Source organism: Microcystis sp. LE19-8.1F (assembly GCF_027531715.1).
GTDB lineage: Bacteria > Cyanobacteriota > Cyanobacteriia > Cyanobacteriales > Microcystaceae > Microcystis > Microcystis wesenbergii_A.
Genome location: NZ_JAPZSO010000095.1, coordinates 1 through 20912, shown reverse-complemented (window position 1 = coordinate 20912; position 20912 = coordinate 1). Strand labels below are relative to the sequence as shown.

The 20912-nt window shown below is 43.7% G+C and carries 21 protein-coding genes; 7 read left to right on the top strand and 14 right to left on the bottom strand.

What is annotated here, in order from left to right; all coding sequences use genetic code 11:
- Positions 1-68 precede the first annotated feature (68 nt).
- The 4 genes from O9334_RS10105 (at position 69) to O9334_RS10090 (ending at position 2161) form a co-directional block, all read left to right on the top strand.
- Positions 69-419 (top strand): STAS domain-containing protein, encoded by a 351-nt coding sequence (locus O9334_RS10105; RefSeq protein ID WP_045360375.1) that lies wholly within the window; start codon positions 69-71, stop codon positions 417-419.
- Positions 420-422: 3 nt separating this feature from the next.
- Entirely contained in the window at positions 423-839 is a 417-nt protein-coding gene (locus tag O9334_RS10100; RefSeq protein ID WP_190381598.1) for a Mini-ribonuclease 3, read from the top strand.
- 46 nt (positions 840-885) lie between these two features.
- Positions 886-1752, top strand: coding sequence for a 23S rRNA (guanosine(2251)-2'-O)-methyltransferase RlmB (rlmB, locus tag O9334_RS10095; RefSeq protein WP_045360377.1), 867 nt, complete (start codon positions 886-888; stop codon positions 1750-1752).
- Positions 1753-1864: 112 nt separating this feature from the next.
- Complete coding sequence (locus tag O9334_RS10090; RefSeq protein ID WP_190381599.1) at positions 1865-2161, top strand: DUF1816 domain-containing protein; 297 nt, start codon at positions 1865-1867, stop codon at positions 2159-2161.
- A gap of 63 nt (positions 2162-2224) precedes the next feature.
- Here the strand turns inward: O9334_RS10090 and O9334_RS22875 are convergent, their stop codons facing one another.
- Genes O9334_RS22875 through O9334_RS10080 form a run of 3 tightly spaced genes read right to left on the bottom strand, consistent with a single transcriptional unit; the run spans position 2225 to position 4898 of the window.
- A complete protein-coding gene (locus O9334_RS22875; protein ID WP_170915505.1) occupies positions 2225-2407 on the bottom strand; it encodes a hypothetical protein in 183 nt (60 codons plus the stop codon).
- Positions 2408-2447: 40 nt separating this feature from the next.
- The gene (locus tag O9334_RS10085) at positions 2448-3881 is read right to left on the bottom strand and encodes a bifunctional orotidine-5'-phosphate decarboxylase/orotate phosphoribosyltransferase (protein ID WP_288000124.1); all 1434 of its coding nucleotides are present in this window, start codon (positions 3879-3881) and stop codon (positions 2448-2450) included.
- 12 nt (positions 3882-3893) lie between these two features.
- Positions 3894-4898 carry a CHAD domain-containing protein gene (locus O9334_RS10080; protein WP_288000122.1) on the bottom strand — a complete coding sequence of 335 codons (1005 nt, stop codon included), beginning with the start codon at positions 4896-4898 and terminating at the stop codon, positions 3894-3896.
- 118 nt (positions 4899-5016) lie between these two features.
- Between O9334_RS10080 and O9334_RS10075 the strand changes: the two genes are divergently transcribed.
- Positions 5017-6546 (top strand): glycine betaine ABC transporter substrate-binding protein, encoded by a 1530-nt coding sequence (locus O9334_RS10075; protein ID WP_288000120.1) that lies wholly within the window; start codon positions 5017-5019, stop codon positions 6544-6546.
- Here the strand turns inward: O9334_RS10075 and cysS are convergent.
- Complete coding sequence (gene cysS, locus O9334_RS10070) at positions 6529-7971, bottom strand: cysteine--tRNA ligase (protein WP_288000119.1); 1443 nt, start codon at positions 7969-7971, stop codon at positions 6529-6531. The two genes, O9334_RS10075 and cysS, sit on opposite strands and share 18 nt — an antisense overlap.
- A 435-nt stretch (positions 7972-8406) precedes the next feature.
- On the opposite strand from cysS, the gene O9334_RS10065 reads away from it, so the two are divergent.
- On the top strand, positions 8407-8682 hold the full coding sequence (locus O9334_RS10065) for a hypothetical protein (protein ID WP_190381505.1): 276 nt from the start codon (positions 8407-8409) through the stop codon (positions 8680-8682).
- A gap of 2 nt (positions 8683-8684) precedes the next feature.
- Here O9334_RS10065 and O9334_RS10060 read toward each other — a convergent pair whose 3' ends face one another.
- Entirely contained in the window at positions 8685-9878 is a 1194-nt protein-coding gene (locus O9334_RS10060) for an NAD(P)/FAD-dependent oxidoreductase (protein ID WP_288000117.1), read from the bottom strand.
- A 121-nt stretch (positions 9879-9999) separates the two neighbouring features.
- On the opposite strand from O9334_RS10060, the gene O9334_RS10055 reads away from it, so the two are divergent.
- Complete coding sequence (locus tag O9334_RS10055) at positions 10000-10641, top strand: Uma2 family endonuclease (protein WP_288000115.1); 642 nt, start codon at positions 10000-10002, stop codon at positions 10639-10641.
- Here the strand turns inward: O9334_RS10055 and recN are convergent.
- From recN to O9334_RS10010, 9 genes are all read right to left on the bottom strand, one after another.
- The gene (gene recN / locus O9334_RS10050) at positions 10618-12372 is read right to left on the bottom strand and encodes a DNA repair protein RecN (RefSeq protein ID WP_045360393.1); all 1755 of its coding nucleotides are present in this window, start codon (positions 12370-12372) and stop codon (positions 10618-10620) included. The genes O9334_RS10055 and recN overlap by 24 nt on opposite strands.
- A 57-nt stretch (positions 12373-12429) precedes the next feature.
- Positions 12430-13110, bottom strand: coding sequence for a two-component system response regulator RppA (gene rppA / locus O9334_RS10045; protein WP_045360394.1), 681 nt, complete (start codon positions 13108-13110; stop codon positions 12430-12432).
- Positions 13111-13695: 585 nt separating this feature from the next.
- Positions 13696-14754 (bottom strand): DUF2157 domain-containing protein, encoded by a 1059-nt coding sequence (locus O9334_RS10040; protein WP_288000113.1) that lies wholly within the window; start codon positions 14752-14754, stop codon positions 13696-13698.
- 487 nt (positions 14755-15241) lie between these two features.
- Positions 15242-17596, bottom strand: a complete 2355-nt coding sequence (locus O9334_RS10035) for a GH116 family glycosyl hydrolase (RefSeq protein WP_288000112.1) — start codon at positions 17594-17596, stop codon at positions 15242-15244.
- Positions 17597-17732: 136 nt separating this feature from the next.
- A complete protein-coding gene (locus tag O9334_RS10030; protein WP_012264377.1) occupies positions 17733-18176 on the bottom strand; it encodes a DUF3531 family protein in 444 nt (147 codons plus the stop codon).
- A 250-nt stretch (positions 18177-18426) separates the two neighbouring features.
- A complete protein-coding gene (locus O9334_RS10025) occupies positions 18427-19008 on the bottom strand; it encodes a CPBP family intramembrane glutamic endopeptidase (protein ID WP_045360401.1) in 582 nt (193 codons plus the stop codon).
- Positions 19005-20063, bottom strand: a complete 1059-nt coding sequence (locus tag O9334_RS10020; RefSeq protein ID WP_045360402.1) for a DUF3326 domain-containing protein — start codon at positions 20061-20063, stop codon at positions 19005-19007. The genes O9334_RS10025 and O9334_RS10020 overlap by 4 nt, the downstream gene beginning before the upstream one ends.
- Positions 20060-20236 carry a DUF8621 family protein gene (locus O9334_RS10015; RefSeq protein ID WP_002734354.1) on the bottom strand — a complete coding sequence of 59 codons (177 nt, stop codon included), beginning with the start codon at positions 20234-20236 and terminating at the stop codon, positions 20060-20062. The genes O9334_RS10020 and O9334_RS10015 overlap by 4 nt, the downstream gene beginning before the upstream one ends.
- A 294-nt stretch (positions 20237-20530) precedes the next feature.
- Positions 20531-20912: DUF4351 domain-containing protein (locus O9334_RS10010; protein ID WP_288000111.1), on the bottom strand; the 382-nt coding region annotated here is incomplete at its 5' end.

Below are 20912 nucleotides of genomic sequence, written 5' to 3'. Positions count from 1 at the left end.
AGGATATACTAGGGTTTTGATTTTTACGGCTCTAGAGCTAGGAGGGGATTATTCCAGAAGCAATTAACTTGACCGTCAGCTTGCGAGGCACGCGTGAGGTCAGAGATAAGTACCAAATTTTCCGTTTGACGGGTCTTTTAGATGCCTTTTCCGAACCGACTTTTTGTAAGGTGATCGAAGGCTATGTGGAGGAAGGTCCTAAGGATGTGATTATTAGCCTGGCTCAGATTGATTTTATCGATAGCTCCGGTTTAGGGGCTTTGGTAAAATTGGTGAAAAAGGCCAAAACCGAAGGAGGCAGTTTACAAATTGTTACCAATCCGCGGGTAACTCAAACCGTAAAACTGGTGCGATTGGAGAAGTTTTTTTCCCTGCAACCCACCCTAGAAGCGGCGATCGAATATCTAGAAAAAGCGTAAATCGTGGAATCTCCTCTCGAAAAAATTCGCTTACAGGTCAATGGCGAGGGTTCACCAATCCTAGAGAGTCTTGACCGATTATCGCCCGCTTCCCTGGCCTATCTGGGGGATGCTGTTTATGAATTATACATCCGCACCTATTATTTACTGCCGCCCCAGCGTCTCGGGGACTATCACGCTCAGGTGGTGGGCAAAGTCAGGGCCGAACAACAGGCTTTAGATTTAGCACAACTGCAGCCCTATCTGACAGACCAAGAAAAAGAAATTCTGCGCCGGGGACGCAACGCGGTCACGGGAAAACGCCGTCGTCTGACAGCGCAAGTCTATCAGCAGGCCAGCAGTTTAGAAACCCTGTTCGGCTATCTTTATCTACAAGACCCCTCAAGATTACATCAACTATTAGAAAAACTAGAATTATAGCCCTCAGGTATTATTCCCGACCCCCCTTTTATTAATCCATCCAATCATGAGCGATCGACCATTTCGTAGCAAGTCCGATAATAGTAATTTTCGCCGGCCCTCGCGGCCCAAAACCGGGCCAATTCTGGCTAAATCCCCGGCAGTAACTCCAGAAAACCAAGAAGCTGATGATCTGCTCTACGGTCGCCGGGTGGTTTTAACGGCCATGGAGGAGGAGCGCCAACTTAATCGGATTTGGGTAGTCAATCGACTCCGTTACGATCCCCGTTATCATACCCTCTTAGAAAAAGCCAAAGCCAACGGCACGGTAATTGATGAGGTGGATGATCTGCGTCTCGATCAGATTACCAGTAAGGCCAATCATCAGGGGATTGCCGCCCAGATGTCCCCCTATGATTATATCGAATTAGCCGATCTGATCGAAAAAGCTAAGGGCAGAAGTCGCCACCCCGTCATCGTCATCGCTGAAGGTATTACGGATCCCCATAACCTTGGGGCAATCATTCGCACTGCCGAAGCTATGGGTTGTCAGGGGGTAGTTATTCCCCAACGTCGCGCCGCCGGGGTGACATCGACGGTGATGAAAGTGGCGGCGGGGGCCCTGGAATATTTACCTGTGGCCAGGGTGGTCAATCTCAATCGTGCTTTAGAGGAATTAAAAGCGGCCGGTTTTTGGCTCTACGGCACGGCGGCAAAAACTGGTAAATCCTTACACACAATTAATTTAACGGGTGCGATAGGATTGGTGGTAGGTTCGGAGGGAGAGGGTTTGAGTCTGCTAACCCAAAAGTCCTGCGATGAGTTGGTATCTATCCCCTTGGCAGGCAAAACCCCCAGTCTCAATGCTTCGGTGGCGGCGGCTATGGCTCTTTATGAAGTTTACCGTCAACGCTGGCAAAATTCCCCCGACTGAAAATCTGTATTTTTCGACACTCCCAATAGCCAAAAGGAGAAAGTATAAATAAAATAGGAGGGAAGTTTGCGAAATGTAAACAAACGTAACAAAACCACCAGAGTAGATTTAGATGGGGAACGAGATGAAAGAATTTTTGATTAGCTTACTGGAAATGTTCGGATTAGCCTACTGGGTCGAGATTAAAACCGACTATCCCAGATGTACTTATTATTTCGGTCCTTTTCTCGCTAAAGACGAGGCTGAAGTCGCTCAAGCCGGTTACGAAGAAGATTTGAAAACAGAAGGAGCGCAGGGAATTAAATTGCATATAAAACGTTGTAAACCGAAAGATTTAACTATTTTTGAGGAAAAAGAAGAAAGCAAGCTCCTGAATACCCTAAAGGTGTTACGCAGTCAAGCTTCTTAACAATTTTCAGGGATCAGTAATCAGTAATCAGTAAACAGTGAAAAGACAGCATAAGGCTGCTACTTAGGGTCTGCTGAATAAATCTAAAAACCTTGTTGGATAAGACTTTTGGACTTTTTTCCCCTCAAAAAGTGCCAGCCATTGCGGGGATCGGGGGGAAAATTCAGGTACTTTTTCCCTGAAAATTAGGTAGTTGACCAGCTGAAAATCGATAAAACCCCACACCCCACACCCCACACCCCACACCCTGCCCCCAAGAAAAACTTTTTGCCGCAAACCCTAAATATCAATGGGATCGATTTAAAAAACAGCTATATTGTGCTTCTGTCAGCCTTCCCGCTTCGTAGAGAGTATCGGTAATTTCTGCCAGGGTTAAAACCGAATAAGGTTGATAACCATGGCTACGAAGTTTATCTTTAACAGGGCCACCATGGTCGATAAAAACCACGATATCATTAACTAATAATCCCGCCGATTTAATCTTGGCTGCCCCCTCGATCGCACTTTTGCCTGAAATTAAAATATCGTCCACCACTACCACAGTTTCCCCCACTTGAAAATTACCTTCAATTACTCTTCTTGTGCCGTGGGCTTTTACTTCTTTGCGGGGGAAAATCATCGGATGATTTAATAATAAAGATAAACCCGTAGCTGTGGGTAAAGAACCGTAGGGGATACCGGCAATGCGGTCAAATGTCAAGGTTTTTAATATTTCTCCATAGGCTTCAATTACCTGCTGAAAAATATTAGGATTAGAGATAATTTTTCTCAGATCAATATAATAGGAAAAAGTTTCTCCGGATGCTTGCACATAATCGCCAAACAGCAAGCAACCAATATCAAATAATTGTAGAATTAAATCCTGATGAGGATGTTGTTTTAAAAGACAAACGTTAGCAGTCCAAGTATCATCTTGGCTCGATTCTTGCCTTTGATTTTGTTTAATTTTGTTGACTTCCTCGCGTAAATCCTTGACTTTTGCCCCCAAATTGGGTTGAGATAAAAAGTCTTGGGGTACAGGAATTAATAAACCCTCACCATGACTATTTAAACCCACAGTAATTAACTGGGAGAATTGACTTTTTTCTTCCCAAATACTGCGTAATAAAATCAATCTTTCGGGGGCAAAATTGCGAATCTTTTTCAAAATCTCCGGTTGAGTGGTTCCCACTTCTAAAAACACCTGTTCGGGAGTTCCCCAAGTGCAAGCTTCTTTGACGACTTGCAGATAAAAAGGATTGTCGCGACTGGGGAATTCTTGCAGATTAATCGCGCCTTGATTGGAAGTATGACAGAGTATAAAAGCGCCATGCTCGGGATAAACTAAAAAAGGAGCAACGTGATCCTGTCCGGAGTAGGGATTGAGAGTAACCGCGTCCACCTGCCAAGTTTTAAAGATAGTCTCGGCTAAAATACTGCTAGTATTAATATCGCCGTGTTTAGCATCCAAAATTACCGGGATATGAGCGGGAATTGCCGTTAAAACTCGCTGTAATAATTCTAACCCGGCTGCTCCCAAAGCTTGATAAAAGCCTAAAGTTGGTTTGTAGGCACAGACAAAAGGGGCGGTTTCATCGATAATAAACTTGAGCCACCGTTCCAAATTAACGATTAATTCTCCCGGGGTGGAGGGCATCATTTCGGGGTTAGCATCTAAACCGAGGACAAGTAGAGTCTGGTTTTGACTAATGGCGTGGTTTAACTTTTGAAAAAAATTCATCGGTTCCTAATCTCAGGATTCTGGATTAGTATCTAATTCTACACTATTTTGCCGAAAAATAGGCTGTAAAATTGTCTCGTGCAGACTTTTTCTCGTGTCAGCGTCAAGGAATTTCTTTTGTAGCGGTTGCCATTCTTGCCATTTTTGGTGACGGATATTTTGGAAAATTTCTAGTAAGGTGGGCATTTCCTTGGCAAGACAATTAGGGAAAATTTGGCTAAGAAAATCCGAGAGAACACAACAATCCTGTATTTCTCCGAGAATACCTTGAAGGTTTTTAATATCTTCTAGATACTCTTGATATTTGTCGCCATAAAACTGAGTGAATAACTCCATATTATAGCGGGAACGCTTGGCTTCTTTACGGAGATCGTGCAGTAATAATCCTTCTTTTGCCAATAAGTCATCAATTTCTTGACTAGAAAACTCTCGTAATCTTTTATATTCCTCTAAATTTACCCCAATTAACCAGCCTTCATGCAGTAAAAAGCGACTCGCTTGCGGTAATAATAAGTCTGGTAAAACTGTGGCAATATCTAATTTTCCAATCGGTTGATAGGTGGGATTATCCAACCAACTGGCAAAATCTGCCTTAAAATTGAGAAATTTATCGGACTTCAACAGCTTTTCTACCTTAGCAAAAGCCTTCTCCCTTCGGTGTTCGAGAACTTGTAAAACTTTCTTCAGTAAATCCTGTTCTTTCGGTGGTAAAATTGGCTGATAATGGCCGACAAAAGCCGATTTTAACACATCTAAATCCCGCAATTCTCCTAAAATTCTGCCCAGATTACCCACCCGTTTTTGGTCGGCATATTTCGGCATGGTTAAAGCGGGGGCAAAACCGGTTAAGGTACTGCGAAGACGGCGCATTCCCACACGAATTTGATGTAATTCTTCCGTATCCTGATCGAGTAAAACCCCAGCTTCGTGTTTAAGAACTTTATGAAAATGTTTATCAATACCGATATAGGCCCAATCGGCAACAGTTTTAGCCCGAGGATTAAATTTGTTAGTCATTTGTCTTTAGCGAGGAAATAATGTCAAGATGGTGATAGAATCTTTAAATAAAGACTGGAACTAATAGATCCCATTTATTCTACACAATAGGATGAAGCAGCCGCTTTAAGAGAAGTTTATGGATAGTTTTTGGCTAGATTATGCGGGGGAAATCGCTTTTCGCACTGGAGAGCATCTTTTCTTGACGGGAATAGCCATGGCTATGGGTAGCTTAATCGGGATTCCTCTAGGTATTTTAATTAGTCGTCAAGCTATTCTCGCCCCACCAATTATAGCGATCGTTAACACCCTACAGACTATCCCCAGTTTAGCCCTATTTGGTTTTTTAATTTCCGTGCCTTTTTTGGGAGGAATCGGCAAAATTCCCGCTATTGTTGCCCTAACTCTCTATACTTTACTGCCAATTGTTTTAAATACCTATCTGGGCATCAAAAAAGTTGATCCCGAATTAAAATTAGCCGGGTTATCCCTAGGCATGACCGACGGTCAAATCCTGCGCTATATCGAATTACCCCTGGCCAGGGCGACAATTTTGGCAGGAGTGAGAATTGCGACGGTGATTGCTATCGGTGTGGCCACGATCGCAGCTGCCATCGGTGGCGGTGGTTTGGGAGTGTTTATTTTTCGCGGTATTGCCACGGTCAACAATCAGTTAATTTTGGCGGGGGCAATTCCTGCCGCTTTTTTAGCCCTTGTTGCCGATTGGAGTCTCGGTCGGCTAGAAAAGACCTTTTCCCCTTCGCAACGTCCGAAAAAGCCCTCTAAATGGCAATGGGGCTTAGGTTTAATCGGGTTGGCCCTGCTATCTTTCCTCTTGACTCAAATTTTCCATTCATCCCCCGGCACCGTGGTGATCGGTTCCAAAAATTTTACCGAACAGGTGATTTTAGGGGAAATTTTGGCACAGGAGATCGAAAAAGAGACGAATTTACGGGTTGAGCGTCAATTTAATCTCGGTGGTACTCTGATCTGTCATGAAGCGGTGAAAGCGGGTAAAATCGATGGTTATGTGGAGTATTCTGGCACGGCTTTCACGGGAATTTTGCAAGAAAAACCCCTTAACGATGCCCGATTAGTCTCTGAAAAGCTGCAAGAGATTTATCCAGAAAAATTTAATCTAGAAGTCTTTCCCAGTTTAGGATTCGAGAATACTTTCGCCATTGTTATCCGGGGAGAAACCGCCAGTCAATACAATCTTAAAACTCTCTCGCAAGCTGCTAAATATACCCCCAATTGGCAAGCGGGTTTTGGTTATGAATTTTTGGAAAGGGAAGACGGTTACAAGGGATTAGCCAAGACCTACGGCCTAACTTTTGCCCGACCCCCGAAAGTGATGGATTTAGGGTTAATGTACCGCGCTTTAGCCGAAAAACAGGTGGATTTAGTGGCGGGAAATTCCACCGATGGCTTAATTCCCGTGCTAGATTTAGTCATCCTAGAAGATGATCAACGCTATTTTCCTCCCTACGAAGCGGTACCGATTTTTAACCGGGATAGTTTGCGAAAATATCCGCAATTGCGACAGGTTTTAGCGAAACTCACTGGCAAAATTACCTCCACAGCTATGCAGAAATTAAACTATCAGGTGGATGGACGCAATCGCAAAGTAGAGGAAGTGGTCAAAGAATTTCTAGTCTCCCTCTCTTAACCATTTAGTCACTCCCCCGGGTTGGTCGATTAAACTAATGCCTTGGGCTTTTAATTCTGCGCGAATGCGATCGCTTTCGGCGTAATTTTTCGCTTTTTTCGCCTCTGTCCGTTGTTGGATCAGATTTTCGATATCCGCTGCACTAATTCCCTCAGAAACAGGGGTTTCTCCCTGGTCAGCGGCCATTTCTAAGCCCAAAACCCTAGACAATTTCACCAAAGTATGCCATTTTACCGCTAATTGGGCGAGATTGCTGTCCGTCTTACCCGCATGGGTTAAATTATTACCCTCCTTGCGTAATTCCTTAGCGATTTCAAATAACACCGCTAAACCACCGGCAAAGTTAAAATCGTGATTTACCGCCTCTTGAAAGCGATTTTCTAGCTCTTGGTCAGTAATTGCGGGATTATCTGGCGGAAGATGCTTATAACCAAAGGATAAACCCTCTTGTAAAGTATGCCAGCCATTAGTGGCCGCCTGCAATCCCTCATCGGAAAAATCAATCGGTTTGCGGTATTGGGCGCCTAAAATTAATAATCTCACGGCTAAGGGGTCATATTTTGTCAATAACTCGCGAATAGTGATGAAATTACCGAGGGATTTCGACATTTTTTCCCCAGCCACCTTAACCATGCCATTATGTAACCAATAGTGGGCCAGAGGTTTACCCGTAGCGGCTTCACTTTGGGCAATTTCGTTTTCGTGGTGGGGAAAAATTAGATCACTTCCCCCCACATGAATATCGATAGTTTCTCCCAATTGTTCTTTGACCATGGCCGAACATTCAATATGCCACCCCGGACGACCTTGGCCCCAGGGAGAATCCCAACTAGGTTCCCCCGATTTTGCCCCCTTCCAGAGGGCAAAATCAAAGGGGTCTTGTTTTTTAATTGCTTCCGGGTCGTCGGTTTCTACCCGGCCGCTGGCCCCGGCTTGCAAATCATCGAGTTTTCGCCCCGATAGTTTGCCATAATCAGAAAAACGACGGACGGAGTAGTAAACATCGCCATCGCTGGGGTAAGCATAGCCTTTTTGTTCTAATTCATAGACTAGGCGCTTGATACCGTCGAGGGTATGAGTGGCCCGGGGATAAGCGTCCGCCGGTCTGACTCCTAATTTTGCCATATCCTCAAAGTAGGCCTGGATAAATTTCTCGGCCACGGCTGCCATGGTGGTATGTTCATTTTTAGCCCGATTGAGAATTTTATCGTCAATATCAGTGAAATTCTGAATATAGCGCACTTTATAACCGAGATACTCTAAATAACGCCGCACCACATCCCAAACCACACAGGTACGCGCATGACCCAAATGGCAATAATCATAGACGGTAATGCCGCAGCAATACATGGAGACAATGCCGGGGATGAGGGGGGTAAAGGGTTCTTCGCGACGACTGAGGGTGTTGTAGAGGATTAAGGTCATGGATGGGGAATTTTTTTCTGGGGAAAAAGGCTAGTCCAATTTTATAGCAGTTATTTTCAGTTATCAGTTATCAGTGATCAGTTATCAGTAACCGCTAACCACTTTCCCTGGTTTACATACTATATTCTGTGTTTTTTGTCAAGGGGTTTTTGGGGTTTTAGTAAAGATGTGACGGTAAGATTCGAGAAGATAAGCTAAGACGCATTTAAACCGCTTACTCTTAGATTAGCCGAACCGCCCCCAATCCCTTTACTGTTGCCTTTTGCCTCTTGCCTCTTGCCTCGTCTCAACAAGCAATTTAAATTACGAACAGCTTAGGACTGTTTTGATGAGGACTATTATTGATGAAATCGATAGAATAACGATAGGGGAAGCTTGCTTGTTTGCCTTAACCGACAATTTTTATTGTTAATCAACTTTGACCAGACCATCACCATGAATGAACCACCTAATAGCGCTGGCGATGAAATCCAATTACCCCAGGGAGAAAGAGTTGACCAGCTAAGACATCTGATCGAAACCCTACGCATTGCCGATGAAGTGGCCAATCGCGGTTATTTGATTACCAGCGCCGAAGTGGCGGATTTAATGGATATTAATCCAGGGGCCGTTACCAGTCGAGGCGACCATTGGCCGTGGCGAAATTGGGTAATCTCCCGGGTCAGACGGGAGGGAAACCAAATTCTTTGGCAGTTGGAAAAAGTCGATTAGGATTAATTGCAACCATCAGTTAATTTCTCTCTTGACTTTTGTAAATTAGTAATTATTTCGTCATTTTCCCCCAGCAGATGACGCGCAAAACGTCGGGCCAGGGGCGGAGCCGATACAAGCGTACTGGTAAAGCCAGAAAATACCTGCAATCCCAGTTTATCGGCGATCGCTCCCACTAGGGGCCGTCCCGAGGGGGCAAAGGCCACTAGGCAATGATGACAGCTGCCGGGGAGAGAGGCCAAGGCGGGCAGTAATGTCCCCACGGCGGCGCGTATTGCTTTTTCTCCCGCCACAGGGTTTAAAATCGCACCTGGATCGGTGATAATGGCGCTAATTTGCCCTAGATAAAGGCTTTGATCCCGGAATTGTACCGCCCCCGTTTCTAAAACACTGGCAATTATTTCTGGGGTTTCTCTCTGCCAAATGCCTTGATTTTCTAGTTGGGTGATTTTTTGCTCTAATAGCAATCTGGCAGGAATTGCAGGCATAACTAGGGTGTTTAATTTTATCTCGCTGGGGGGAATTTTGATCACCTGGGCATGGGTAAAATAGACGGAAGCAGCAATACCGGATTTTTGCAGTAAAGACCGAGTTAATCCCCCCGCACAGACGATAGTTTCCCCGGCAGAATAATTATTTTTAGGAGTTTTTACGCCGGTAATTCTCGATGCAGTTTCAATTAATTCGATGACGGCTTCCCGAATAATCGTGCCTCCCAGACGTAGAAAAGCTTGTTGATAGGCAAGATTAGTTTTTTCGGCGTTAATGTGACCGTGGGGTAGTCGTAAAACTCCGGAGATAGCAGCGGGATTTAATAGAGGTTCTAAAGCGATCGCTTCTTGCGGATCGAGAATTTCGGGAGTAATAGCAAAGATAGCAAATTTTTCGGCCACAGTGGCTGGATCATCTTCGGGGTTCACGGTGAGAATTAGCTCTAGGTCCCGGTATTCGTTATCTATGCCCAATTCCTGGGATAAATTGCGCTGAATTTCTCGACCTTCTTGATATAATTTTCTCTCGATTTCTGTGGTGGCCGACCAATAGGCTAAACCCCCGTAACTGTAGAAAGTGGCGTTGAGGGGATGGGTTTCTTTTTCTAATAAGAGGACTCGACTGCCTAGATTGGCTAGTTCATAACTTAAGGCGGAACCGGTGATACCACCACCGATAATTATATAATCATAAGTTGTGGTCATAATTGGGCTAATTTTTCCTCGATTAATCTATTCTATCATTATACTGGCTCAGTTCCCTGGTTCTGATTTGATCAATAATTGCTATAATTACAGAAAAAGTTCAAAGGGGGATCGGATAACTATGCAACAGTTAGAAACTAGGGGGATAACTGATTCATGGATTAAAGGCACTTGGGAAGAATACTTAGCAGCAATTAACAACTTCCCAGAAAATCAAGGAAAAAGTTATTATTACAATGGCTATTATCGATTAGAAATGACTCCTATTGGTAACGATCATGCCAGCGATCATGCTATTTTGATCTTCGCTGTTAGTCTCTATGCCACCCTAAAAAATCTGTCCTTTAATGCCAAAGATAATTGCAGTTTTCGCCGGTCTGGTTATCGAGAAGTCCAACCGGATATATCTTATTATTTTGCAGACGAAGCTAATCTGATTCCCTACGGTACTTCGATTATTGATTTAAATCAGTATCCCCCACCAGATTTAGTCATTGAAATCTCAAAATCTACCCTCAATGATGACCTAGGCAATAAACGCTTACTTTATGAAGAATTAGGAGTTAGTGAATATTGGAGTGTTAAGGTAGATGATCCTCAAATATTCGCCTTTGAAATAATCGATCGAGGTAGCAAAAGGATTGATATATCAAAGGTTTTACCTAATTTAAAACTCTCGGTTTTAGAGTCAGCTTTACAACAGGCGCGCACCAGAGATCAAAGTCAGGTGGGACGTTGGTTAATCAGCCAATTTCAAGGTTAAATCCTGCTGTTTTTTGGCAGCCGCTTTCTCCAATAAAGACTCGGCAAAAGCGAGGGCATCCGCTGCCGAATTTCCTCCCGTTAATTGTGCCAATTCTTCCCTTCTCGTCTGACGATTATCGAGAGAAGTAACCCGGACAACCGTGCGAATTTCCGAGAGATTAGTGGGATTATCTTCGGCAATCATTTGTTTATAAACTCGAAAATGGTGATCAGCTAAAGCAGCCACTAAGGGTTGATGAGTAACGCACAAAACTTGATATTGTTGACCTAATTGATCTAATTTATCGGCAATTGCTTGGGCAACTTTTCCCGATACCCCCGCGTCAATTTCGTCAAAAATTAGGGTTGCCGCTGCCGATTGGGATTGGGAAAAACAGGACTTTAACGCTAGGAGAAAACGACTCATTTCTCCTCCGGAAGCGGTACTGGATAAAGGTTGGATTTTTTCCCCCGGATTGGGACTAAAATAAAATACCACTTGATCGACTCCCAGACTGCTAGGATTACCCGGGTCAATCCGACAGACAAAAATCACCTTTTCCATGGCTAAAGGTTTTAATTCCTGTACCAATTGTTTTTCTAGTTGACTAGCGGTTTGTTGTCGCAAAAAGGTCAACTGGGTGCTAGTTTCTCGATAGATTTTTTCCTGTTGCTGACAAATTTTTTCTAATTCCTCAATCGATTGTCCTTCTCCCGTCAACTCCGCTAATTCCTGCTGTAATTTCTGATAATAATCGAGTGCTTCGGCTAAACTTGGGCCATACTTGCGACAAATGCGCTTAAGTTGGATAATTCTCTCTTCTATCTCGTTCAATCTCTCGGGATCTGCCTCTAGACTATCCCCATAAACGTTGATTTCCTGTCCCGCTTCTACCACCTGATTTAATGCCGATCGCACCATCTCTAAAATTGGCTCTAAACTCGTATCATAAACCATCATATTTGTCAAGATATTTTCAGCTTTTCCTAACAAATCGGCGACGGCCGGTTGATCGCGATCGTTTTGGTAGAGGAGTTGATAGACTTGATAGCTGCAATTTTGCAAATCGACAGCGTGGGAGAGTCGGTTTCTTTCCTGTTCCAACTGTTCCAACTCGTCAGCGGCGGTTAAATTAGCTGATTCTAGTTCTTTTAGTTGATATTCTAGTAAATCTAATCTTTGTAGGCGATTTTGTTCCGATTGCAACCTATTATTTAAATTATTCTTGCTTTCTTGCCAGTTAGCGTAGGCTGTGGCTACTTTTTCCCGCTGCCGCAGCAGCGATTCACCCCCGTAGAGATCTAATAATTCCCTCTGTCGATTAGCGTCCATTAACTGAACTGTTTGACCTTGGGCGGTGATTTCTACCAAAAAATCTCTTATTTGCGCCATTTGTTGGCGATTAGCGACGACTCCGTTAATCCGAGAACGAGAACGCAAGGAATTATTAGTAATCACTAATTCCCGGCTGATTGTTAGACTATTATCTTCTAATGGGTCAATTTCCTGACTTTCTAGCCAAGCAATTAATTCTGGAGTCAGAGAAAAAGTCGCTTCTAGGGTTGATTGTTGGCTTCCCTGACGGATGACGCGATGATTGACTTTACCACCGAGAACAATATCGATCGCATCTAATATAATCGATTTTCCTGCCCCCGTCTCACCGGTCAGTACATTTAATCCGCTGCCGAAAGTTAATTCTAAGCGATCGATGAGGGTAAAATTTTCAATTTGTAGGCAGGATAACATATATCAGTAATCAGTAATCAGTAATCAGTTGGTATTCTCATTATCCTTCAGCATTCCCTAATTTTCCCCGAAACGGTAGCCCTTCCCATAGACAGTATTAATTAGAGGTGTTTCTCCAGGTGCTTCGATTTTACGACGCAGCAAGCGCATCAGGGCAGGAACTACATTACTATTAGGTTGCTCTCCTTCTGACCAGAGATGCTGATAAATTTGTTCATGGGTGAGAAGTTGCCCCGGATGGGTCATAAATAAAGTTAATAATTGTATTTCTTTTGCTGATAAACTGATCGTGCGACCGTGACGATAGGCCACTTGATTTTCGCTATCGAGTTCTAAATCAGCAGATTTTAGTTTACTGCTATTACTAGCTTCAAAATTGGGAGAACGACGCAATAAAGCACGGACTCTCGCTAATAATTCTCGCAGTTGAAAGGGTTTGACTAAATAATCATCAGCACCGGCATCTAATCCCGCCACTCGATCGTCTATGGTATCCTTAGCGGTTAGAAATAAAACGGGAGTGGTGTCCCCTTGATTGCGTAAATGTTGACAGATTTGTAATCCAGATTGCTGGGGTAACATCCAATCGAGAATTAAGAGGTCATAATTATTCTCTCGTGCCAATTCTAACCCCGTCCGACCATTATCAGCAATATCAACTTCATAGCCTTCTTGAGCAAGAATTTGTTCTAAGGGTTCGGTTAATTCTTTTTCATCATCCACCAAAAGTATTCGCATAGAAGGAAGATTATCAGTTATCAGTGATCAGTGATCAGATGTGAGTTTTCAGTTCACAAGGGACGAATCTAAAACCTAATTGGTTAAGCTAAAAGCTTTGATGTACTTAGTTGCTAACCTTCTTTTTAGGTAGGAGAATTGCCAGATTCTTTCTTTTGCCTGGGTGCATCTCATTTTTGTAAATCTGCTGAGTTGGGATTTTTAAAGGTAAACTATCTTCTAAAATTGGTAATTACTTCCGATTTTATCACTCAATCCAAGCCTTTGGGGGGTAGAACCCCCCAAACCCCCCGTTGGGGGCGTGGCGCGGTCACTGAGCCTTTACATTGAGCCTTTACATTGAGCTTGTCGAAATGTGTCGAAATGTGTCGAAGTGCCGCCCCCAAACCCCCCGCGCATTAGCTTAACTGTGAGATGCTTACACGCGATTGTTCATATTTTTGTACTAATTTAAGAGTCACTGATAATTGCTGATTGTCGATATTTCTGCAAATGTAAGATGCACCCTTTTGCCTCTTGCCTCTTGTCTTCAGAAGCTGATTAGTGATTACTGTTTGCTGATCACTGAAAAACCATTTACCCTAATTATCGATCTTTGGGTAATAAATTGCGCCATTCGAGAGGAATATAACTTTCAATAAATCTAGCGAGGGTTGGGTAATGACGCTGATATAAAACTCCCATATAGATAATACCAAGTCCTAGGACGGTTAGGGCAAAGGGAAAGAAAATTGAATCGGCAAAGAGACGATAGGAGAGATAGGAAAGATAGCCAAATACTCCGATCCCTCCGAAAACCACAAATAATCTTCTTTTTAGCAGGACGGATAATAACATCAATCCCAAGTTAATTAGACAGTACAAAAATCGTTGCGCTTCATTATCATCGATTAGGAGAGATAGACTAAACCAAAACATAATTAATCCGAATAGGTATAGCCAAAAAGCAAAATCTCCCCGACTGCGACGCTGACGTACATCAATTAAATAGGCAGTTATTAAACAGGCAATTCCAAACCAAAAGGATACCCACAGTCGTACTTTCCATGTATATTCGTTCTCTCCAAATAGTAAAGGGGTTAAGTCCATTGACATATACCATAAACTAAAGGCGATCGGTGCAGTTAAAAAAGGAAATTTAACAAATCTCAAAGTTATTAATCCTGCGATAATCGTGCCTAATTCCATTAAAAACCAACTGCCTTTAATCCATGTATGGAAATCTCGATAGATGCCCGGATCGACCGCTTGCCAGTATCCTGTCCAGCGTTGTAAACCGTAGATTGCTAAGGGAGTCATGGCTACTGCCATGGTAAATAAAAGGCCGCCTGGTATTTTGAGATTTTGCTGAAAATAGAGATTTTTCCCCGTAAAAATGAAACAAATTGCATAAAATAGGGCGATAAAAAATAGGCCTGCACCGCCGAAACTCTCCCAAGCTTTGTTCATAAACCATCCCAGGGCGGAGATAACAATTAATGCCCCAAAATAATAGGCCACATTAGCGAAATTAAAGCGAGGGCGATTAACTTCATCTTCTTGGGGATAACGGGATAAAAAAGCTGTCCATAAATTTTCAGCTTGGCTGGCAGTAATTAGGTTTTGTTGTACCGCCCAATCAAAATCTTCTCTTTCTAGTCTCATAATTTCTATAGTCGTTATCCTAATGATACTAAATCCTGTTTAAAAGGTATGGAAGAGTGGAGAGTGGCAAGTGGAGAGAAGGGATAAAAATAAGTAAAAATTATAATTTGAGAATAAAAAATTAAAAGATTTAAATATTTTAGCTAATTAGTTAAATGTAACAAGGAAGTTACAAGATTTTAATTTTCCCAGAATTTGCCAAAATTTGGCTGTAAATCGGGATTGCCTATATTTCTTAATCTGGTATAATCGTGGTATTCTGTGGGCTTAGTTTAACCCTTAAGTCTCAAATCAACGCAAAACCAAGACAATCAGGGGACTGTATTAATACCATTCCCCAAAAAAAGCCCCTAGGGATGACTTTTTTTTGTGAAGCAATTTTTGAAGTTTTGTAAAGGCTATTGACTTAAAGCCAGAATTGTGTATATTGAAAATTTAGTACATTAGCACTGACAAAAGGCGACCTAGTGTTAGTCCAAAAGAAAACTTAGCCCTGAAATTCCGTCAAAACCCCATAGATGGCCCAGATAGCCATGGCGCGCAAATAATGACAGGCGCGAAAAGTTCCCACCGATGTTATTGCTTCCGGGGTGCGAAATTGTAAGCCATTTTCATAAATTTGTCGCACCACCGCCTCCGTAATTTGCCATCCTTGCTTTTCCATTCCCATTTGCAGTAAAAAAGCCACCAACCCAAAATTAATTCCTACCCAAACTTCCAAGGGATGAGTTGCTTCGGGATTTTCGGGAGTACCATCGGGTTTTAACCCATTTGCCGCCCCAAATTTTCCCCCATGAAACTTGAGAAAACAAGCCTGATAAATCTTACTTAAAGCTGATTGCGTGTATTGATTTTCTACCACATCCGGTAAAGCCAATAAACGAGCATAAAATTGACCGCATAATTGGTCAGTCATCACCACATCGGAACCACTGCCACTATCTAAATTATAATATTCTCCATTCCAGAGAGTCTGATGATAAATAGCGCGAGATTGCTGTAACCAACAGGCAAAAATTGCCGTATCTTCCCCAAGAATTGCCCCAATTTTAATCGTTGCTTCTAGCGCCGCTATCCACAAACCACCGCAATAGGCACTAATTCCCTGTAAACGCCAATCATCAAAGGTTTGGTCTGGCGCGCCGGAATTTTCGGGAATCCCATCCTTATCAAGGTCAAAAGTTTTTAAATATTGCAAAGTCAGGACAATTGATGGCCAACATTCCCGCAGAAAATCCTCATCTTTAGCCCCCGTTAATAAATAATCCCGATAGACTAATAAAACAAAATCACTGCCTAAATCTTTCCAGAGATTACAATCTTGATAACTGGTGTAATTGCTCTTTTGCCAAGGGTGTTCATTGGGCGCGCCTAAATCGTGGGGAGTGGCATTTTTAGCCTTACGAATGGCACTAGCTTGGTTATATCCAATAATCCGAGGAGTATCGTCACTGCTGGGAATTGCCCTCGCAAAAGCTTCCATCACGGCCTTTTCTAAGCGCGGCCATAACATCAATAACCCAAAGGAACCATAGAGACGCACATCAAGACTTTCATACCAACGATAATCAATACATTCTAAGACCCCAAATTGACCGATGGGATCCTGTTCCGTGGCTGCCGTCCAGAGAGTGCCGCCGTCCGTTAACAGGTATAATTCGTTAAATAAAGCCATTTTAAACCAAGCAGCCAGATCGGTGCGTTCTAGGATCGGTTTTTGCCAGTTAATAATATTTTCTCGCCATGTATCGCCGTGTTTTAAAGCCGTGCGTACCATCGCCCAAGCATTTTGACCATTGCGACCGAAAAAGTCCGTATAACGACGATAATAGTTAATTCCTTGGGCAAATTCCGTGACGGGTAAATCCCAAGCTAAAATAAAAGGAATTTTGCGAGTTTTCCCCGGACGAATAGTAAAACGAATCGCCATGGCCGTGGCCGTTTGTTCCCCTTTTTCGGCGGGGGTTTCGTCCTCAATATCCGGTAAAGAGCCATTCATGGCGAAATAGTCCCAAACTTCGCCCCCATCGCCCGCAGGGTTCCATTTACCCAGATAGAATACCTCTAGACTCGGATTAGTAATACTGGCAATCGCCATCTGTCCATCCCCTTCCCCAGGGTTTTCGTAATCCCGACGCATTAGACAGCCAACGCGGAAATTATCGACAATCCATTGATTATAATTACCCTGACTTTCCCCCCATTTTGATTGATATTCATAGACGGGACTACCATCATCTCTCACCTTAACCACTGGGGATTTAATCGCGTTAGTAAACCAACCGATTGTATTTTGCCAAGTCAGCATAATACTAATAGTAATCGGTTTATCGGTGGGATTATGAGCCGTCCATTCAAATAGGGCTATAGGATAACTACTTTCTTGATAATTATGCGCCCAAACCGGTGAGAATTGTTCGCAAATTAATTGAGTCTGAAAAACATCTTTGTACTCGTACCAACTGCGGGGATAAAGGGCAGAATATGTTCCCTTTTCGGCTGGATACCACGACCAGCGCGATAAAGTTCCATCCGTCGGGCTTTCCGTCGCCATAGCGTAGGCTTGGGTGCTTCCGTCTTCTGTTTGTTCAAAAATGCTAAATTGACAGGCGGCAAGGCTATTAAAACTGTGTTCACCGCCGTCCAGATGCCAGAGGTTAAAGTCACCTTTGGGGGAACGTCCGATGCAACCGGCCCCAAATCCCCCCAGAGGCATCCCATGCCAAGGACCATCATCTAAATTGCTGGCGTAACGGACGCTGTAGGGTTTTTCCCAACCTTTGCCTAGAGGACGTTTCCAAGCAGCGGCGGGAATTTCTGGAAGGGAGACGAGATTAAGCATAGATGTTTTTAAGTGGGGTGTGGGGAAGTGGGGAAGTGGGGAAGTGGGGAAGTGGGGAAGTGGGGAAGTGGGAAACTCCTGACTCCTGACTCGGAGAATACTGACTCCACCAAGAAACTTTTTCAGTAAACCCTAATTATTCGCTAAAGAGATAATTACTGCGATCGCTGACAGTCCAATCTTGATTTTCTCCACCGATAATTAAACGTTTAATATCGACAAAATCCTTACTTAATTGGGTCAAGGCATTGATTAAAATATCTAAAGCAATAAGATCGCTAGTACCAAGGTCAAACCAACAACGTCCCCAAGTACCTAAGTATTCAAAATCGGTCATATTGTGCATCGGTGACATAAAGGCATTTTCGGCCATATCTGGATCGTATTCCATATAACTAATATCGACTCCCACCTCCTGTACCTGTAGGTTTTCGGCATTGAAAGCCCCTAATTTACCCAAATAAAACCAAGAGGCAAAAACTTCTTCTACATATTGCTGTTCCATATTCGAGGGAACCGTCGAAAATTCCAGCCAAAACCAGACATCAAAAGGATTAAATTCGCGAAATTGTACTTCCATATTTTTTATAGGAGACAGGAGACGGGAGATAGGAGACAGGAGATAGGAGATGGGAAAGTGGGAATTATGAATTATGAATTATGAATTATGAATTGGGGAGAAGGGAGTATTTTCAGTGAACAGTGAACAGTAAACAGTAATCAGTGAAAAGACAGTAGGAAACTTCTATTTAATACTGCTCACTTAAAACTCAAATCTGATTACTGATAACTTCCCCACTGATGACTGATAACTGATAACTGATAACTGATTACTGATTACTATGCTGTAATTTCCAGAGAAAACTAGCGAGGAGATTGGTGATAATATGAGCGAGGATCGGGATTAATAAATTACCGGTGATGATGATGGTATAACCGAGGGCAAAACCGACAACAGTTGCCCAGATAACATAGGGCCATTGTTGGGAACCGCTAAAATGGAGGATGCCAAAAATCAGACTAGAAACGGTTAAACCAAAGATATTTAAGCCCAAAGCTGGCAAAATCACCCCGCGAAATAATAATTCTTCACTTAACCCCGGCAGCAATCCAATCCAAATTAAATCGGGCCATGCTAAAGGTTTAATGACTAATTCTAAGTAAGCGTTAGCACTATGGCGATAACTAGACCAAAAACGATATAGAAGCCCACTAATTCCACTAATTGCCCCCGCTAAGGCTAATCCGAACAGGAAATCCGGGAGAGTCCAGCGAATGGCGGGAATAGCGATCGCACCGAAATATTGCCAAACTTTGGCGACTACCAGCAAGATAATCGCCGTTACCGCCATAATGGTGAGGACTTGTGTGCGTGTCAGGGGATCAAATTCGGAATTAGGGGAATTAGTCACGGATTCTCGGATAAACAGCGTAAAGAGTTTAAATTAGGGCGAAGAGATGCTAGGTTAACCCCTGCCCGTTGACAAACGATCGCACCGATCGCCTCTGTATATGAGTGTACCCTAATTGCTTTCACCCCTAGGGGTTCCGGGGCCACCTTCATTCTTGTACTGTTTTCCTGCACTGCAATCAGTACAGTTTTCTCTTGACAAAAACTTAAAACTGTGCTAGAGCCGCAGGCACTGGCGGGAACGATCAGCGCGTCCACCTCCCGGCTCCAAATAGCATCGGGACCGGGCTGCTTGACCAATTGGGGGGCGCGACTTAAACCCACCAAAACGCAGGGTAAAAAAGTATAACCGATTTCTTCGGCCGCGGCCTTGGGGGAAAGTTGCGGATCGAGGGGCAGCGGACTTAAAGCGGGGGCGTGGGCTGCCGGTATTTGGAATTGTCGCACCACCAGATGGGAAATTACCGCTTCGGCCCCGGCAAGGGGATCCACCCCCTGACCATGGCGATAATTAGCCAGGGCAATGCTATCGGGATCGTCGGGAAAACGGGCAACAATGGCGATCGCTTCTGCCTGTCCCTGGTTAATCAGTTTTTCTGCTCCCCGCAGCAAGCTGTCGGGATTGCCAATTGTTCCCCAACTGGCCCCAGAGGCTGCCTCTCGCAACTGCACATTTAGGGGGGCATCGGTGATAACGTAATCGGTCAGATCTAAGCCTAGGGTAGCCCGGACAGCATCGGCAGCCTGAAGGTGTCTTTGCAAGAGGTCAAATTCAATGGCGCGATCGAATAGTAACCCGATGCGATTTTGATGGACGGGACTTAATCCCCAATCCCCCCGGGCAAAACGATCTAAAGCGTAACCCTCCACATAGTAGGTGTTGGCTAGGGGCCAGTACAGTTGTGCGCCGTTGAGGACATTGGGATGGGTAATTAGGCGATCGCAAACTTGGGCGATCGCTCTGGCCACGGGAATGCCATCCCCAGCATAACCGCCAATCGCAGCCCCGATGCCGGTGGGAATAATTAGTACGGCGGTATAGGGACGGGAATTCACGAGGCAGTGGTGACAATCGCTTCGACTTTGACTTGATTATTCTCGGTATCCACTTCTGTGATTGCCCAACGCAAGGGTTCACCGCGTTTGGCTAATTCTTTTTCGATTTCTTGCTGCAGTTGTTGCGGGGTTTCCTGTAGGTCGATTTCGGCACTAATAAAGTGAGTGGTCATGGGGATTGTCTGGGATAGTTATCCCCTCAGTTTATCAAGATTTTGCCCTCTTGCGCTGGTTTATACAATCCTTATACTAAATCTGGTTATTAAAGACTGATTATTTATTCCCCTTTTTGCATGAGTGCATGAGCAGAAAACGGGTTTCTCGGAGAAACCCGTTTTCTGTGCGTTACTCAACGGATTTAGTATTGTAGAACCCCCTTGAGCTATCCTGCACACTTTTCTCTTTTCGTCAAATTTTATGTTAGGAAAGATGTGACCAATAGAGGGACTGTATTTAGTTGATTTGTACTAACTGGCTCGGCAATTTTCCAGCCATTGTTCTAAATCCTGTAGTGACTGAAAATCTAACAAAGCTTCTCCCAAGTTTTCTAACTGTTCTAGGTCAAGACTGCGAATATTGGGCAATAATTCGGGGTAAATGTCCCCTATACGCCGATTTAATTGACGTAAAACTAGGTTAGCTTCTCCCTCTTGTCGTCCCTCTTGTCGTCCCTCTTGTCGTCCCTCTTGTCGTCCCTCTTGTAAACCTTCCGACCAGATTTCTTGATAGATAACTGATTCTTTCATGATGTCCTTCCTTAATAATCGTTGGATGATGTCTTTCTTTAATACTAACCCGGCTAGAATTGCGGTAGATGCAGCCAGATTACTTTGTTCTCGACTATCGCTG